General features: G+C 70.3%; 17 protein-coding genes. 9 read left to right on the top strand and 8 right to left on the bottom strand.

Annotated features, from left to right (window positions below; all coding sequences use genetic code 11):
* The 3 genes from ABT186_RS40295 to ABT186_RS40285 form a co-directional block, all read left to right on the top strand.
* Positions 1 to 1,358, top strand: a 1,358-nt coding sequence (locus ABT186_RS40295; RefSeq protein ID WP_351929312.1) for a S1C family serine protease, incomplete at its 5' end; no start/stop codon positions are given.
* Between the two features lie 198 nt (positions 1,359 to 1,556).
* Positions 1,557 to 2,003, top strand: a complete 447-nt coding sequence (locus tag ABT186_RS40290) for a sec-independent translocase (RefSeq protein WP_351233867.1) — start codon at positions 1,557 to 1,559, stop codon at positions 2,001 to 2,003.
* A 242-nt stretch (positions 2,004 to 2,245) separates the two neighbouring features.
* Positions 2,246 to 2,905 carry a hypothetical protein gene (locus tag ABT186_RS40285; protein ID WP_351233869.1) on the top strand — a complete coding sequence of 220 codons (660 nt, stop codon included), beginning with the start codon at positions 2,246 to 2,248 and terminating at the stop codon, positions 2,903 to 2,905.
* A 96-nt stretch (positions 2,906 to 3,001) separates the two neighbouring features.
* On the opposite strand, the gene ABT186_RS40280 is transcribed toward ABT186_RS40285, so the two are convergent.
* From ABT186_RS40280 to ABT186_RS40270, 3 genes are read right to left on the bottom strand one after another with little or no spacing between them, the layout of a single operon-like run.
* The gene (locus ABT186_RS40280; RefSeq protein WP_351233871.1) at positions 3,002 to 4,135 is read right to left on the bottom strand and encodes an Mrp/NBP35 family ATP-binding protein; all 1,134 of its coding nucleotides are present in this window, start codon (positions 4,133 to 4,135) and stop codon (positions 3,002 to 3,004) included.
* Between the two features lie 43 nt (positions 4,136 to 4,178).
* Positions 4,179 to 4,757: a DUF1003 domain-containing protein gene (locus ABT186_RS40275; protein WP_351233873.1), complete on the bottom strand. Its 579-nt coding sequence runs from the start codon at positions 4,755 to 4,757 to the stop codon at positions 4,179 to 4,181.
* Positions 4,747 to 6,027 carry a magnesium transporter MgtE N-terminal domain-containing protein gene (locus ABT186_RS40270; protein WP_351233875.1) on the bottom strand — a complete coding sequence of 427 codons (1,281 nt, stop codon included), beginning with the start codon at positions 6,025 to 6,027 and terminating at the stop codon, positions 4,747 to 4,749. The genes ABT186_RS40275 and ABT186_RS40270 overlap by 11 nt, the downstream gene beginning before the upstream one ends.
* A 175-nt stretch (positions 6,028 to 6,202) precedes the next feature.
* Here ABT186_RS40270 and ABT186_RS40265 point away from each other — a divergent pair, with 175 nt between their 5' ends.
* A complete protein-coding gene (locus ABT186_RS40265) occupies positions 6,203 to 6,955 on the top strand; it encodes a hypothetical protein (protein WP_351233876.1) in 753 nt (250 codons plus the stop codon).
* Between the two features lie 74 nt (positions 6,956 to 7,029).
* On the opposite strand, the gene ABT186_RS40260 is transcribed toward ABT186_RS40265, so the two are convergent.
* The gene (locus ABT186_RS40260; RefSeq protein ID WP_351929310.1) at positions 7,030 to 7,563 is read right to left on the bottom strand and encodes a hypothetical protein; all 534 of its coding nucleotides are present in this window, start codon (positions 7,561 to 7,563) and stop codon (positions 7,030 to 7,032) included.
* A gap of 23 nt (positions 7,564 to 7,586) precedes the next feature.
* The gene (locus ABT186_RS40255) at positions 7,587 to 8,702 is read right to left on the bottom strand and encodes a magnesium and cobalt transport protein CorA (protein WP_351233880.1); all 1,116 of its coding nucleotides are present in this window, start codon (positions 8,700 to 8,702) and stop codon (positions 7,587 to 7,589) included.
* 483 nt (positions 8,703 to 9,185) lie between these two features.
* On the opposite strand from ABT186_RS40255, the gene ABT186_RS40250 reads away from it, so the two are divergent.
* A complete protein-coding gene (locus tag ABT186_RS40250) occupies positions 9,186 to 9,782 on the top strand; it encodes a suppressor of fused domain protein (RefSeq protein ID WP_351233882.1) in 597 nt (198 codons plus the stop codon).
* A gap of 41 nt (positions 9,783 to 9,823) precedes the next feature.
* On the opposite strand, the gene ABT186_RS40245 is transcribed toward ABT186_RS40250, so the two are convergent.
* Positions 9,824 to 11,122, bottom strand: coding sequence for an MFS transporter (locus tag ABT186_RS40245; protein ID WP_351929308.1), 1,299 nt, complete (start codon positions 11,120 to 11,122; stop codon positions 9,824 to 9,826).
* 172 nt (positions 11,123 to 11,294) lie between these two features.
* On the opposite strand from ABT186_RS40245, the gene ABT186_RS40240 reads away from it, so the two are divergent.
* The 3 genes from ABT186_RS40240 (at position 11,295) to ABT186_RS40230 (ending at position 13,671) form a co-directional block, all read left to right on the top strand.
* Complete coding sequence (locus ABT186_RS40240) at positions 11,295 to 11,936, top strand: DUF6758 family protein (protein WP_351233886.1); 642 nt, start codon at positions 11,295 to 11,297, stop codon at positions 11,934 to 11,936.
* 112 nt (positions 11,937 to 12,048) lie between these two features.
* Positions 12,049 to 12,915 carry a PHP domain-containing protein gene (locus ABT186_RS40235; protein ID WP_351233888.1) on the top strand — a complete coding sequence of 289 codons (867 nt, stop codon included), beginning with the start codon at positions 12,049 to 12,051 and terminating at the stop codon, positions 12,913 to 12,915.
* A gap of 150 nt (positions 12,916 to 13,065) precedes the next feature.
* Positions 13,066 to 13,671, top strand: a complete 606-nt coding sequence (locus ABT186_RS40230) for a MarC family protein (protein WP_351233890.1) — start codon at positions 13,066 to 13,068, stop codon at positions 13,669 to 13,671.
* A gap of 120 nt (positions 13,672 to 13,791) precedes the next feature.
* Here ABT186_RS40230 and ABT186_RS40225 read toward each other — a convergent pair whose 3' ends face one another.
* Positions 13,792 to 13,944, bottom strand: a complete 153-nt coding sequence (locus ABT186_RS40225) for a DUF8834 family protein (protein WP_351233892.1) — start codon at positions 13,942 to 13,944, stop codon at positions 13,792 to 13,794.
* Positions 13,945 to 14,191: 247 nt separating this feature from the next.
* On the opposite strand from ABT186_RS40225, the gene ABT186_RS40220 reads away from it, so the two are divergent.
* Entirely contained in the window at positions 14,192 to 15,088 is an 897-nt protein-coding gene (locus ABT186_RS40220; RefSeq protein ID WP_351233893.1) for an NYN domain-containing protein, read from the top strand.
* On the opposite strand, the gene ABT186_RS40215 is transcribed toward ABT186_RS40220, so the two are convergent.
* Entirely contained in the window at positions 15,085 to 15,963 is an 879-nt protein-coding gene (locus tag ABT186_RS40215) for an alpha/beta fold hydrolase (protein ID WP_351929306.1), read from the bottom strand. The genes ABT186_RS40220 and ABT186_RS40215 overlap by 4 nt on opposite strands.
* Between the last annotated feature and the right edge of the window lie 6 nt (positions 15,964 to 15,969).

Raw genomic sequence — 15,969 nt, 5'->3', positions numbered from 1 at the left:
CCGGCATGACGACGGCGCCGACCCCTGCCACGGCGCCGGCCCCCGGCATGATGCCCATGCCGCCCGCCCCGCCCGCGCCGGAGCCCGCCGCAGCGCCCGCCCCGGCGCCCGTACCGTCGTCGTCACCCCCTTCCACGTACGACACCGCCCCTTACGCCACCGCCACTCCCTGGCAGAACTACGACCCGTGGGCCCGGCAAGCTCCCCTTCAGCAGAGCGGCGCCCCTGTCGCCACCCAGGAGCAGCGGCGCAAGCGCGTCAGGACGGCGCTGGTGCTCGGTGCCGCGCTGATCGCGCTCGTGGCCGGCGGGGTGGGCGGCGTCGTCGGAGCCGCGCTGGAGCGCAACGGCGGGTTCGGCGACGTCCGGTTGCCGCAGGCGGGGGAGGAGCCCAAGGGGCGCGCCCCGGACAGCGCCGCCGGGATCGCCGCCCGTGCGCTGCCAAGCGTCGTGACCCTGCACGTCAAGGGCAGCGCCGCGGAGGGCACCGGCACCGGGTTCGTCCTCGACGACCGCGGCCACATCCTCACCAACAACCACGTCGTCGAGGCCGCGGGATCCGGCGGCGAGATATCCGTGACGTTCAACGGCGGCGAGACCGCCAAGGCCACCATCGTCGGCCGGGACACCGGCTACGACCTCGCCGTCGTCCGGGTCAGCGGCGTCCGTGGCCTCAGGCCCATGCCCCTCGGCAACTCGGACAACGTCGAGGTCGGCGACCCGGTCGTCGCCATCGGCGCGCCCTTCGACCTGGCCGGCACCGTCACCTCCGGGATCATCAGCGCCAAGGAACGGCCCATCACGGCCGGGGGCGAGAAGGGCGACGGGAGCGATGTGTCGTACGTCGACGCCCTGCAGACCGACGCTCCGATCAACCCAGGCAACTCCGGCGGCCCCCTCCTCGACTCCAAGGGCCGGGTGGTCGGCATAAACTCCGCCATCCGTTCGGCCGACAGCAACTCCAGCGGGAGCGGCCAGGCGGGTTCCATCGGGCTCGGCTTCGCCATCCCCGTCAACCAGGCCAAACGCGTCGCAGAGGAGCTGATCAACACGGGGAAGGCCACCCACCCCGTGATCGGCGTGACGCTCGACATGAACTACAAGGGGGACGGCGCCCGTGTCAGTACCAAGAGCGCGAGCGGCGGTCCCGCGGTCACCGCGAACGGCCCCGGGGACAAGGCCGGCATCAAGCCCGGCGACGTCATCACCGAGGTCGACGGCGTGCGCGTTCACTCCGGCGAGGAGCTGATCGTCAGGACCCGCGCCCACCGGCCGGGCGACCGTCTGGAGCTGACCGTCGTCCGCGACGGCCGGCAACGGACCGTCACGCTTGTGCTCGGCTCCGCGGACGGCAACTGACACGAACTTCACAGGGACGGGTACCGAACCCGTCCCGCAAGGCAAACATCCCGGAAAACCCGCCGTGTACACGCGGACCGGGGCCCGGACAGTACCGGTCCGGCGGGAACGCCGGGTACCGTGGACCCGGCCCGGACCACGGAAGACCCGCACAGACCACCGAGGGCCGAGGACCGAGGACATCGCAAGGAGCTTCAGGTGTTCAATGACATAGGACCGCTCGAGCTGGTCACGCTCGTTGTCCTCGCCGTGCTCGTCTTCGGTCCGGACAAGCTCCCGAAGATGATCCAGGATGTCACCCGCACCATCCGCAAGATCCGGGAGTTCTCGGAGAGCGCCAAGCAGGACATCCGCGAGGAACTGGGCCCCGAGTTCAAGGACTTCGAGTTCGAGGACCTCAACCCCAAGACGTTCATCCGCAAGCAGCTGGACAACGACGACCTGGGGCTCAAGGAGATCCGTAACGGCTTCGACCTGAAGAAGGAGATGGCCGAGGTCACCGATGCGGTCCAAGGCCGCGAGTCGGAGCCCTCTTCCTCCTCGTCCTCTTCCTCGGGTTCCACCGGCGGCAGGGTCGACATGACGAAGAAGCCCGAAACGATCGACCCCGACGAGCGTCCGCCCTTCGACGCGGACGCCACCTGAGCCGTACGCGGACACCGTCCGCGCCGTCCGGCGCCTCTGATGACGTGACGCAGGCCATACGCCCACCGGTGTGCGTACGGCGAGATTGCGACGTACAGGGGGCCGTACGCGCCGGGCGTTTTCCTGCTGCTCGGAGCGCTGTGGCTATGCTGCCCTGTTGTTGTGCGGACCGTTTGGGAGCGAGGACGCCCGTGGGGGGCGGGCCGCTCGGGTCCGACGAGAGCGAGGAGGCGTCCGGGCAGATGGAGACGACGAGTCGGGTGGGCGCGCAGGCGCCGGACGCGGAGGGCGGACAGCAGCTCCCCTTCGCCCGGCGTACGGTCGACGGCTATCTCCAGGCGTCCTTCCCGTGGTACGGCCTCGACGAGGCGTTCACGGGTCCGCGCTGGCTGATGCAGGTGGGTACCGCGGCCGAGGGTGCCGTGGAGCACGGTTCGATCGGACACGGTGAGGAGCCGTCCGTACGCAGCGAGGCCACTGAGGACAAGGAGCGGTTCGCGGTGGTGGTCACCGTCGCCGCCAACCCCGTACGGCGCAGCGCGGACGGCACGGGCCTGCTGGAGGCCACGTCGGTCTCCTCCGCGGCCTGGCTCGCCGGCGTGGGCCTGCTGGCGTTCACCTGGCCGGGCCAGCTGGACCACACCCTGCGGGACGACTGGCTGGACCAGCAGACCGAGACGGCGTGGGTCCTCGCGGACGATCTGGCCGGCCCCGCCTGGTCCACCCTGTCCCTGCCGGTGGACGGCGTCCCGACGCCCTTCCACTACCGCGAGTCCGAGTTCGGCTGGGTGCTCGCCGGGTCGACGCAGGCGGGGGTGCACGTGGGGGCGTACGGCAGAGGCATGAGCGCGTATGGTCTGGGCTTCGCCGTGGTCAAGGACATCAGCACCTACGCCGCCTAGCCCGGCGTACGACGAGGGGGCGCCGTCGGAGTGACGGCGCCCCCTCGTCGTGTGAGGTCGTATGAGCCGGTAGGGCCGGTAGAGCCGGTACGAGCCCTAGAACTTGTTCCTCGGCGTGATCCCCAGCGACATGCCCGCCAGGCCCCGCTGGCGCCCGCCCAGCTTGCCCGCGATCGAGCGCAGGGCCGAGCCCGCCGGGGAGTCCGGGTCCGTCAGGACCACCGGCTTGCCCTCGTCGCCGCCCTCGCGCAGACGGACGTCGATCGGGATGGAGCCCAGGACCGGGACCGTCGTACCCGTCGTGCGGGTCAGGCCCTCCGCCACCAGCCGGCCGCCGCCCGTGCCGAAGACGTCCACCATCTCGTCGCAGTGGGGGCAGGGCAGCCCTGACATGTTCTCGACGACGCCCACGATCTTCTGGTGGGTCTGGACGGCGATGGCGCCCGCCCGCTCGGCCACCTCGGCGGCGGCCATCTGCGGGGTGGTGACGACGAGGATCTCCGCGTTCGGGACCAGCTGCGCCACCGAGATCGCGATGTCGCCCGTGCCCGGCGGCAGGTCGAGGAGCAGAACGTCCAGGTCGCCCCACCACACGTCCGCGAGGAACTGCTGGAGCGCGCGGTGCAGCATCGGGCCGCGCCAGACGACCGGCGCGTTGCCCGGGGTGAACATGCCGATCGAGATGACCTTCACGCCGTTCGCCTGCGGCGGCATGATCATGTTCTCGACCTGGGTCGGGCGGCCGTCCACCGCCAGCATGCGCGGCACGCTGTGGCCGTAGATGTCGGCGTCCACGACACCGACCTTCAGTCCGTCGGCCGCCATCGCCGCCGCCAGGTTCACCGTCACCGAGGACTTGCCCACGCCGCCCTTGCCGGACGCGACGGCGTACACACGGGTCAGGTTGCCCGGCTTGGCGAACGGGACCTCACGCTCGGCCTGGCCGCCGCGCAGCGCGGTCGCCAGCTCCCGGCGCTGCTCGTCGCTCATGACGTCGAGCGCGACGTCGACGCGGGTGACGCCCTCGACCCGGGAGGCCGCCTCGGTCACGCGCTGCGTGATCGTCTCGCGCATCGGGCAGCCGGAGACCGTCAGGTACACGGTGACCGCGACCGCTCCGTCCGCGCCGATCTCCACCGATTTGACCATCCCCAGCTCGGTGATGGGTCGGTTGATCTCGGGGTCGTTCACCGTCGCCAGTGCCTCGCGCACCGCGTCTTCCGTAGCCATAAGGACGATGGTACGGCGCCCGGAGGGGACCTCGGAAAGCCCGTCAGCGGTCGTCTACGTCACGTCCGCCCGCCCGTTCCGCCGGGAATACGACATGCCCGTCGCCGCGCCGGTGCCCGTCCAGTTCCTTCATGAGGTCCTGGAGCTCGGAGCGGATCCAGTCGCGGGTGGCGACCTCGCCGAGGCCGGTGCGCAGCGCGGCGACCTCCCGGGTGAGGTACTCGGTGTCCGCGATCGACCGCTCGTTCTGTTTGCGGTCCTGTTCGAGGTCGACCCGGGCGCGGTCGTCCTGCCGGTTCTGCGCGAGCAGGATCAGCGGGGCCGCGTAGGAGGCCTGCAGGGACAGCATCAGGGTCAGGAAGATGAACGGGTACTGGTCGAAGCGCAGGTGGTGCGGGGCGAAGGCGTTCCACAGCACCCACAGCACGATGACGACCGTCATCCAGACGATGAACCGCCCGGTGCCGAGGAACCGTGCGATCCGCTCCGACAGGCGTCCGAAGGCCTCCGGGTCCCACTCGGGCAGGAAGCGGGTGCGGCGCGGCTGCGGCTGGTCCAGCCGCGGGCGGGTGCGGGCGGTGGCGGTCGCGCCGGAGGGCGACCTGTCGCGCTCAGGTGCCATCGGCTGCCCCCTCGTCGGCGAGGTGGAACTCCGTCTCCCGCCAGTCCTCGGGCAGCATGTGGTCCAGTACGTCGTCCACGGTCACCGCGCCGAGCAGCGCGCCGGCCTCGTCGACGACGGGCGCCGCGACCATGTCGTATGTCGCGAAGAACCCGGCCACCACGGGCAGCGCGGCGTCCGGGGCGAGGGTCTGCAGATCGTCGTCGACCATTGAGCTGACGAGCGTGTACGGCGGATCGCGCAGCAGCCGCTGGAAGTGCACGGTCCCCAGGTATTTGCCGGTCGGGGTCTCGTCCGGCGGGCGGCAGACGTAGACCTGGGCGGCGAGCGCGGGGGACAGGTCGGGGTTGCGGACCCGGGCGAGCGCGTCGGCGACGGTCGCGTCCGGCCGCAGCACGATCGGCTCGGTGGTCATAAGACCGCCCGCGGTCTTCTCCTCGTACGCCATCAGACGGCGCATGTCGGCCGCGTCGGCGGGCTGCATCAGGCTCAGCAGCCGCTCCTTCTCCTCCTCCGGCAGCTCGGAGAGCAGATCGGCGGCGTCGTCCGGATCCATCGCCTCCAGGACGTCGGCGGCGCGCTCCTCCTGGAGCTTGCCGAGGATCTCGATCTGGTCGTCCTCGGGGAGCTGTTCGAGGACATCGGCGAGGCGGTCGTCGTCGAGTGCGGCAGCGACCTCGGCGCGGCGCTTGGCGGAGAGATGGTGCAGGACGTTGGCGAGGTCGGCGGGCCGGAGCTGTTCGAAGGTGGCCAGCAGGCTCTCGGCGCCCTGTCCCTGCTCCTCCAGGGAGAACCCGGTGACGGCGGACCACTCGACGACCAGGGTCTCGCCCTTGCTGCGGCGGAAGGTGCCGCCCTTCCCCTTGCGCACGAAGACCCGGTCGACCTCCCAGTCCCGGCGGGCCGGCAGCTGCTGCACGGCCAGATCGAGGACCGTCACCTCCTCGTCGGTCTCGACGAGCCTGACGCGGCGGTCGAGCAGCTCCCCGAAGACGAGCCGCTCGGTGGGCCGCTGCTCGAAGCGGCGGACGTTCATCACGCCCGTGATGATCACCTGGCCCGACTCGATGCCCGTCACCCGGGTCATGGGCAGGAAGATGCGGCGGCGGGTGGTGAGTTCGACGACCAGGCCGAGCAGCCTCGGGGGACGCCGTCCGACGCGAAGCATGACGACGAGGTCCCGCACACGGCCCACCTGGTCGCCGTTGGGGTCGAAGACGGCGACGCCGGACAGATGCGAGACAAAGATGCGAGGGGCGCTTGCGGCCATGCCCGCGCCTCCTGTTCCTGCTGTTTTGTCCGCTCGAGTGGGCTTCAGGCTAGCCCGTCCCGATGCGGGACGCCCTGGCGAGCGGTGCGGACGGACTGGCTCCGGCCGCCCTCCGGGGCACCGGTACGCTGCCGTACGCCGACGAGGACACCCCGCACGAGAGGCAGCCCCACCTGTGACTGCAATTCCCCAGGGCCGTACCCGCAGGGCCGCACTGGTGAGCGCGATCTGCGCACTGGTCGTGACGGGGACGGGGCTCGTGGGGTGCAGTAGCGGTGACCCCGACGCCGGGACGAACGGGGTGGGGAAGCTGCCCGCCGAGAAGATCCAGAGCCGGTCGCGTACGGCGGCCAAGTCGGCGTCGGCGGTACGGCTGGCCGGGACCGTGGTCAGCAACGGCAGCACGTACACCCTGGACATGCAGCTGAAGGCCGACGGGGGCACCGGCTCGGTCACCTCGAAGAACGGGACGTTCCGGCTCCTGCGGGTGGGCGAGCATCTGTTCCTGAAGGCCGACGCGGCGTTCTGGAACCACGAGGACGGCAAGGGGGACGGCGGGAGCTCGGCGGCTGCGAACAAGCTCGACGGCAAGTTTGTGAAGGTGCCGACGGGGGATCCGGCCTACAAACGCTTCAGCGGCTTCACCGACAAGGACGTGCTGCTGGACGGGCTCCTCACGCTGCACGGCACGCTGGCGACGGACGGCCACCACGAAGAGAACGGCGTCCGCACGATCCGCATCAGCGGCGACAAGGGCTCCGGCGGCACGCTGGACGTGTCCCTGGAGGGAACCCCGTATCCGCTGCGCCTGGTCCGCGCCGGCAACGCGGGGACGCTCCGCTTGTCGGACTGGGGGAAGGACTTCAGCCTGGCGGAACCGCCGCAGGGGGAGACGGTGGACTACGGGAAGCAGCTGCCGTCGTCGTAGCCGCCGCGGCTCGTCGTGGCTGCGGGCAGCCGTGCCGCTGGGCGGAACGACTGCCCACAGCGGTGCCGGCGGTGTCAGCGACGCTTGCGCCGCAGCAGACGCGGCAAAGCCGCCGGGATCGGCCGCCGGGTCGTGGCCGGGGTCGGGACGGGGCGAGCGGCCTGGGAGTCGGACGGCAGCGGCGCCGTCGTACCCTGCGGCTCCAGGCGCAGCACCCGGCACTCGCGGCGCCACCGCTCCGGCATCTCGTCCCCGTCGGGCGCGTTCAGCCGCTTGCCCTTCAGTTCGGCGACCGCGCCCTCCCACTCGGGCGACCCCGGTGCCGTCTCCACCACCTTCGCGGTCCAGGCGACGATGCGGCCGCCCTTGTCCTTGCTGCGGACCGTGACGACCGCGTCCCCGCCGTCGACCAGGCCGGGCAGCGGCTGCTCGCCGGGACCGTCGCCCACCACGCACGCCGCACCCTCGTGCCACACATGCCACAGCGCACGCGCGGGGGCGCCCTGGGCGTCCCCGTCGAGGGCCGAGACCCCGCCCTGGACCCAGATCAGTCCGGACTTCTTCGTGGCCTCCTCGACGAGGGCCCGGTCGAGCAGCTCGCTTGTCATGCGCCCAGCCTAGTAGGGCACCCTCACAGCCAGCCGTTCCGCTTCAGCGTGCGGTGGATGCCCAGACAGATGGCGACCGTGATGCCCATGATCACCGGGTAGCCGTACTTCCAGTGCAGTTCGGGCATGTACGAGAAGTTCATGCCGTACACCCCGCAGACCATCGTCGGCACGGCGATGATCGCCGCCCACGCCGTGATCTTGCGCATGTCCTCGTTCTGCGCGACGGACGCCTGCGCCAGGTTGGCCTGGAGGATCGAGTTCAGCAGCTCGTCGAAGCCCACCACCTGCTCGTGGACCCGGGCGAGGTGGTCGGCGACGTCACGGAAGTAGTTCTGGATGTCCGGGTCGATCAGCCGCATCGGCCGCTCGCTCAGCAGCTGCATCGGCCGCAGCAGCGGCGCCACCGCGCGCTTGAACTCCAGCACCTCGCGCTTGAGTTGGTAGATCCGGCCCGCGTCCGTGCCCCGCGGCGTGCCCTTCCGGCCCGGCGAGAACACCTCCGTCTCCACCTCGTCGATGTCGTCCTGCACCGCGTCGGCGACCGCGACGTAGCCGTCGACGACGTGGTCGGCGATGGCGTGCAGCACGGCCGACGGGCCCTTGGCCAGCAGCTCGGGGTCGTCCTGCAGCCTGTGGCGCAGCGCCCGCAGCGAGCCCTGCCCGCCGTGCCGGACGGTGATGAAGAAGTCCCGCCCGGTGAAGCACATCACCTCACCGGCCTCGACGACCTCGCTGTTGGCGGTGAGCTGGTCGTGCTCGACGTAGTGGATGGTCTTGAAGACGGTGAAGAGGGAGTCGTCGTACCGCTCCAGCTTCGGGCGCTGGTGGGCCTGCACCGCGTCCTCGACCGCCAGCGGGTGCAGCCCGAACTCGCCCGCGATACCCGCGAATTCGGCCTCCGTCGGCTCGTGCAGACCGATCCACACGAACCCTCCGTCGCGCCGCACCAGCCGCATCGCCTCGTGCGGGGACAGCGGCTTCGGCGTCTGGAGACGGACGCCGTCGCGGTAGACGGCGCAGTCGACGACGGCGGAAGGCGTGGCGGGGTCGCGCGTGGTGTCGTACGCGCCGGCGTCCTTGCGCGGCACGGGACGGGACGGGCGGACCGCGGCGCGGAGGTCACGGATCATCGACATGGCAAGCTCCTTCGCAGCGAGCAGCAAAGGCGCCGAGGACGGTTGGAACTGCCCGGAATGAGGACGTCCTGACTGCGGATGTTTGGCACGTCCACAAAGCGGGGAGCACCGCACCGTTGCGGTGGCGGGCTTCGCTACTGATTCAGATCAGACAGATCAGGTAAAACGAAACGAAGTGCTCTTCCGAATGACGCGTGTGATGACGCGAACGTGAGAGGTGGCAGTCAGCCAGAGCCAGAGCAGCTACATCAGCAGCCGGAAGAGCGAGTGGTACTGCACGGTCGACTTCGATCCATGACAGCCCCACCTCCTCCGGCCAGTCCCTGGTGAGGGACGATCCATCCCCCGTAGGGGAGTCTCACGGCGTCGGGGCTTGATCGCGACGCTTCTGCGTGCTGCCCCGAAGCACCGGGCAAGAGTATCAGCCGACTGAAGTGTCAAGGCGTTGCTTTGCCCGGTACTGACGAGTTCTATGCTCGCCGCATGGTTGATGTTCTTCCTCTGGTCGAGGCCCGGTTGCGCACCGCGCTGGGCGAACCGGACGCGCGTGCCTCGATCACCTTCCTCGGTACGGACCGCATCGAGGTGCTGCGCTTCCGGGACGACTCCCAGGAAGGCGCCGTCGTCCGTTACGCCACTCTGGGGATGTCCGCCCAGCCGATGACCGAGCCCACGGCGATGCTCGCCGACCCCCTCAAAGGACCGCGCGCTGAGCTGATCCTCTCCGTCCGCGGCGGCATCGCCGACACCGACAAGGTGCTCCGCCCGCTCGCCGTGCTCGGCGCGTCCCCGCAGGTCGAGGGCGTGGTCGTGGCTCCCGGCGCCTCGCTGGACGTGGGCGGGGCGCTGTGGCCGGGCGCCCCGTTCACCTCGGTCCTGGTCGCCGAGCCGGGCGGCCTGGTCGAGGACCTCGACCTGGACGAGCCCCTCGACCCCGTACGGTTCCTGCCGCTGCTCCCCATGACCGCGAACGAGGCCGCCTGGAAGCGGGTGCACGGCGCCCAGGCCCTCCAGGAGCTGTGGCTGACGAACGGGACGGACCTGAGGGATCCCTCCCGCAGGTCCGTCCCGCTGGACTGAACCGGGAGTGAGCAAGCTCACCAACCCGTGGCCGAAAACCGTCAGTTGGCAAAGACGGCGACGCTGTCCTCCGACGCGTGGCGCGTCTGAAGTTCCTCCGCCATGGGGGTCCCCCCGCTCGAGCGAAGTCGAGAGTGGGGGACGGTGAGCGCGTTCCGCCGTACGAAGACCACGAGCGCGCCCAGGGAAGCGGTGACGGCCGCGACCACGAACGGGATGTGGATGTCGCTCCACTCCTCGATCTTCGGTGCGAGGTAGGGCGCGGCCGCGGCGGCGAACCACCGCACGAAGTTGTAGCCGGCGCTGGCCACGGGGCGCGGAGCGTCCGAGACGCCCAGGGCCAGCTCGGTGTAGACGGTGTTGTTCACGCCGATGAACGCGCCCGACAGGATCGTGCAGACGATGGCGGTCGTGTGGTCGCCGTACCCGAGGACGACGACATCGGCCGCCAGGAGCACCAGCGAGCCCCCGAGCACCTTCAGCGAGCCGAACCGCTTCTGCATGCGCGGCGCCACGATCACCGAGAAGACGGCGAGCAGCACGCCCCAGGCGAAGAACACGGCGCCCGACTTGTACGGCGTCATGTTCAGCACGAACGGCGTGAAGGCCAGAACGGTGAAGAACGTGTAGTTGTAGAAGAACGCGGAGACCGCCGCGGAGGCGAGGCCGCCGTGGCCGAGCGCCTTGATCGGGTCGAGAAGTGATGTCTTCCGTGCGGGCTTGGGCTGCTCCTTCAGGAATGCCGTGATGCACAGGAATCCGACCGCCATCAGGAACGCGGTGCCGAAGAACGGGTAGCGCCAGCTGGCATCGCCGAGCAGCGCGCCCAGCAGGGGGCCGCAGGCCATGCCGAGGCCGAGCGCGGACTCGTACAGCAGGATCGCCGCGGCGCTGCCTCCGGCCGCCGCGCCGACGATGACGGCGAGGGCCGTGGAGACGAACAGCGCGTTGCCCAGGCCCCAGCCGGCCCGGAAGCCGACGAGCTCGCCGACCGAGTTCGACGTGCCCGCGAGTCCGGCGAAGACCACGACGAAGGCGAGGCCGAGCAGCAGCGTCCTGCGGCCGCCGATGCGGCTGGAGACGAAGCCGGTGACCAGCATCGCGACGGCGGTGATCAGGAAGTACGAGGTGAAGAGCAGGGAGACCTGGCTGGGCGTGGCCTGAAGGCCCTTGGCGATGGACGGCAGGATCGGGTCGACGAGCCCGATGCCCATGAAGGCGACGACGGATGCGCCGGCCGTCGCCCAGACGGCCTTCGGCCGGCGCAGGATGCCGCCGGCTCCCGCGTCGAACACGTCCGCCCCGGCTCCTGTGACGGGTCCTCCTGTACTGCTGCTCATGCGTGTCCTCGCAGTCCTCGAAGAGATCGTTGGCTTATACACATATTAAGTTAGATGGGCTAATGAATGCAAGGTGCATCTAGTTTTGGCAGGTGAAGCGGACGTGGGAGGCGCGCGCCGGACGGGTGATCGTCCTTGACGCGGCCCGGGACGGGGAGGACCGTGGGGCCCTATGAGGGGCGAACCCAGTTGCCCGAAGTGTGGTGGCCGGGTCAGGGCTCCCGGACTCTTTGCCGATTCCTGGCAGTGCGATGTGCACGGGACCGTGCATCCGCTGCAGCCCGTGATCCCGCCCAGCGTCGAGGCCCTCAGTGTCGTGGTGCACCGCGCCCAGGTGCCGGTGTGGATGCCGTGGCCGCTACCGGTCGGCTGGCTGTTCACGGGTGTGGCCTATGCGGGTGATGACCGCAGCGGGGGCCGTGCGACGGCTGTGGCCTGCTCGGGTCCCGGGCCGCTGGGCGGCGTGGGGGAGCTGATCCTTGTCGCCGAGGAGCTGGGGGTCGGCCTCGGCGCGCGGTACGCCGGCGTCGACGGTCCGGATCCCGGCCCGTACCTCGATGTCGAGAAGCCGCCCCAGGCGAAGGTGCTGGCCGCCGGCCGCCCCACGCCGCTGTGGCATGTCTCGGGCACCCCGGACGACCGCGCGGTCTTTGCGGGCGAGGCGCGTGGTCTGTGGCTGTGGGCGGTCGTCTGGCCGGAGCAGACGGGCATGCTGATGTACGACGAACTGGTGCTGACGGATCTGCGGGACGCCGGGGCGGAGGTGGACCTGCTGCCCATCGGGGCGCTGTCGCCGCGCCTGCTGGAGCCCTGACGGAGGGCGGTGCGTAGGGGGCGTACCCCGGCTGCGGGTGTGACAGGGACCCCGGAACTCCCGCTATCCTTGAGCGTCCCCATCCGTCCCGTCACCGCTTGGAGTCCGCGTCGTGCGCATCGATCTGCACACCCACTCCACCGCTTCCGACGGTACGGACACCCCGGCCGAGCTGATGCTGGCCGCCGGTGCCGCCGGACTGGACGTCGTCGCGCTCACCGACCACGACACCACCCGCGGATATGCGCAGGCGATCGACGCGCTGCCCGAGGGCCTGACCCTCGTCACCGGCGCCGAACTCTCCTGCCGCCACGAGGGCATCAGCATGCACATGCTGGCCTACCTCTTCGACCCCGAGGAGCCCGACCTGCTCGCCGAGCGCGAGCTGGTGCGGGACGACCGGGTGCCGCGGGCCCACGCCATGATCGCCAAGCTGCAGGAGCTGGGCGTGGCGATCACCTGGGAGCAGGTGGCGCGCATCGCCCGCGGCGGCTCGGTCGGACGGCCCCACATCGCCTCCGCGCTGGTCGACCTCGGCGTCGTGGACAGCGTTTCGGACGCCTTCACGCCCGAGTGGCTGGCCGACGGCGGGCGCGCATACGTCCAGAAGCACGAGACCGATCCGTTCGAGGCGATCCGGCTGGTCAAGGCCGCGGGCGGGGTCACCGTCTTCGCGCACCCGGCCGCCTCGAAGCGAGGCCGGACCGTGCCGGAGTCCGCCATCGCGGACCTCGCCGCCGCCGGTCTCGACGGCATCGAGGTCGACCACATGGACCACGACCCGGCGACCAGGGCGCGGCTGCGCGGCCTGGCGAACGAGCTCGGGCTCCTCGTCACCGGCGCCTCCGACTACCACGGCAGCCGCAAGGCCTGCGTGCTCGGGGAGTACACCACCGACCCCGAGGTGTACGGGGAGATCACCCGGCGGGCCACCGGCGCGTTCCCGGTGCCGGGAACCGGCGGACTCCGGACCGCCTAGCCCCGCTTCGGCTTCCTTGAGTCTTCGAGGCACCCGGCGTCCGCCGTCGTGCCCCACCGTCGCGCGCCGCCCTGTGCGACGACCGTCCCCAGCTGTCGCGGTCCCTTCCCTGCCGCGCGCTCGTCCGTACTTCCTCTCCGCAAGGCCCTCATGTTCGACGTCGCCGTCTTCGGTTCCCTCTTCCTCACCCTCTTCGTGATCATGGATCCGCCCGGGATCACACCGATCTTCCTCGCGCTCACCGCCGGGCGCCCCGCCAAGGTGCAGAAGCGGATGGCCTTCCAGGCCGTCTGCGTGGCCGGCGGTGTGATCTCGGTGTTCGGTGTGCTCGGCCACCAGATCCTGAACTACCTGCATGTCTCCGTGCCCGCGCTGATGATCGCGGGTGGACTGCTGCTTCTGCTGATCGCCCTCGACCTGCTGACCGGCAAGACGGACGAGCCGAAGCAGACCAAGGACGTCAACGTCGCCCTCGTACCGCTCGGCATGCCGCTGCTGGCCGGTCCCGGCGCGATCGTGTCCGTGATCCTGGCGGTCCAGAAGGCCGACAGCGTGGGCACCCAGATCTCCGTGTGGACGGCGATACTCGCGATCCACGCCGTGCTGTGGCTGGTCATGCGCTACTCGCTGCTGATCATCCGTGTGATCAAGGACGGCGGCGTGGTCCTGGTGACCCGGCTCGCTGGCATGATGCTCTCCGCGATCGCCGTGCAGCAGATCATCAACGGGGTTCTCCAGGTCGTCCACGCAAACTGAGCGCCGGGAACGCCCCCGTTCGATGAGTGGAGCCCCGTACGGCATCGATACCGTACGGGGCTCCGAAATCTTCGGTACGCCTGCGTGACCGTTGACGAGTAACGGGTTGCGCGTTACGCGTTACGAGGCGGACGAGTCGGCCGGGCGGATCCAGAGACGCTGCCCGATGGCGGCGGCTTGCTGAACGATCTGCTTGACGGAGGCGGCGTCCACGACGGTGGTGTCCACGGGCGTACCGTCGACGTCGTCGAGTCGCAGGATTTCGAAGCGCATAAGGCTTCTCCCTTCGTCTGGTCATCCTCCTGAGGAGAACTACTGATGAGTGGAACGCGAGGCGTCGGTGCCCCCCTCCACCGGTAGTCAACGGGATGCTTGTTACAAACATTCCCTACGCTAAGGAAATTTTTCGAGTCGCTAATTACTCACCGGTAGGGTGTTGGGGCGGATGCTGATTGTGTTCATGGTGCACTGATTGGGACCAGTTGTGTTCGCAGCGTGACCGCCGGGACAATGGAGGCATATGAACGACAACCTGGCGGCGCTCGGCGCCCGCATCGACCGTACGAACGAGTTGCTCCAGCGCATGCTCGCCGAGGTGGCGAAGACGCCCTCGACCCATGCGATCTTCGTCGACGCCGGCTATCTGTACGCGGCCGCGGGGCGGCTCGTCGCCGGTACCGAGGACCGCCGGGCCTTCGACCTCGACGCCGAGGGGCTCATCGAGGCGCTCATCGACAAGGCGCGCTCGATCTTCGCCGACAGCCGGCTGCTGCGCGTGTACTGGTACGACGGCGCGCGGCGTCGCATCCACACGGCGGAGCAGCAGTCCATCGCCGAACTCCCGGACGTGAAGGTGCGGCTCGGCAACCTCAACGCCAACAACCAGCAGAAAGGCGTCGATTCGCTCATCAGATCCGACCTGGAGTCACTGGCCCGGCACCGTGCCATCAGCGACGCGGCGCTCATCGGCGGCGACGAGGACCTGGTGTCGGCGGTCGAGGCGGCGCAGGGGTACGGGGCGCGCGTGCACCTGTGGGGCATCGAGGCCCCCGAGGCCCGCAACCAGGCGGAACCGCTGCTGTGGGAGGTCGACAGCCAGCGCACCCTCGAACTCGAGTTCTTCAAGCCGTACGTGACCCGGCGGACGGCCGCGACGTACGAAGCGTCGGCGGCGGCCCGTCCCACCCGCGAGGACGTCCGCTTCGTGGGCGCGCAGATCGCGGCGAAGTGGCTTTCGGCGCGGGGCCGGGAGGCGCTGGTGGAGCTGCTGCCCGGCCACCCCTATCTGCCCGGCTCCGTCGACCAGGACCTGCTGGTGGAGGCCGAGGGCATGCTGCAGTACTCGCTCCGAGGCCAGTCGGACCTGCGGCGTGCGCTGCGGGACGGCTTCTGGGAGCACCTGCAGGGGCAGTACTAGGCCGTCCGGGGGAGCCGGTCCCAGAACGCGGCGAGGGCGCGGGCCGTCACTTCGGGCTGGTCCGTGTTGGGGGAGTGCTCGGCGTTCGGCACGACGGTACGTTCGGCGCCCAGCCGGGTCGCCATGTCGTCCAGCAGCGGGACGGGCCAGGTGTCGTCGCGGTAGCCGGACAGCACGTGCACGGGCAGGCCGACCGAGGCCAGTTCGGCCACGCGGTCGGGTTCCTCGCACAGCTGCCGCCCCGTGGTGACGAGCTGGGCGGGGCTGTTGCCCAGCCAGCGGCGGCGCAGGTCGTCCCCGTCGGAGAGCCCCTCGTCGAGGTCCCCGGCGTCGGCGTCCTCCGGCGGATCCATGGCCTGGATGGCGTCCCAGACCTGGGCCATGTCCATGACGGCGAGCGCGTCGCGCAGCAGTTTGACGCGCTGCTGCTGAGGGACGGAGATCTGGGCCGGGCCGGATGCCATGAGCGTGAGCGAGACGAACGGGGCGGCGTCCAGGAGAACGGCCGCGCGGGCGATATGACCGCCGAAGGAGTGCCCGAGGAGATGCACGGGCGCGCCGACGGTGTGCGCCTGCGCGATGACGTCCCGCGCCAACTCGCCCTGTGCGTACGGGGCCTTGTCGTCGCGGGGCCCGGGGGATTCGAACTGACCCCGTCCGTCGACGGCCACGGTCCGGTATCCCGCCGCCGCGAGCAGCGGCTGCAGCAGGATGAAGTCCTCCTTGCTCCCGGTGTACCCGGGCATCAGAAGGACGGTCCCCTTCACCTGGGGCGTCGTCGCGTCGGCCTCGAGCACGGCGAACTCCCCGCGCTCCGTACCGAGCCGGTACGCACGGATACCGGGGGGCGGGGTGAAGCTCGGGGGACGGCTCATGGGGTG

The sequence above is a fragment of the Streptomyces sp. NPDC001634 genome, from assembly GCF_040298185.1.
Taxonomy (GTDB): domain Bacteria; phylum Actinomycetota; class Actinomycetes; order Streptomycetales; family Streptomycetaceae; genus Streptomyces.
The sequence above is the reverse complement of the archived record's forward strand: the minus strand, read 5'-3'. Positions and strand labels throughout refer to the sequence as shown.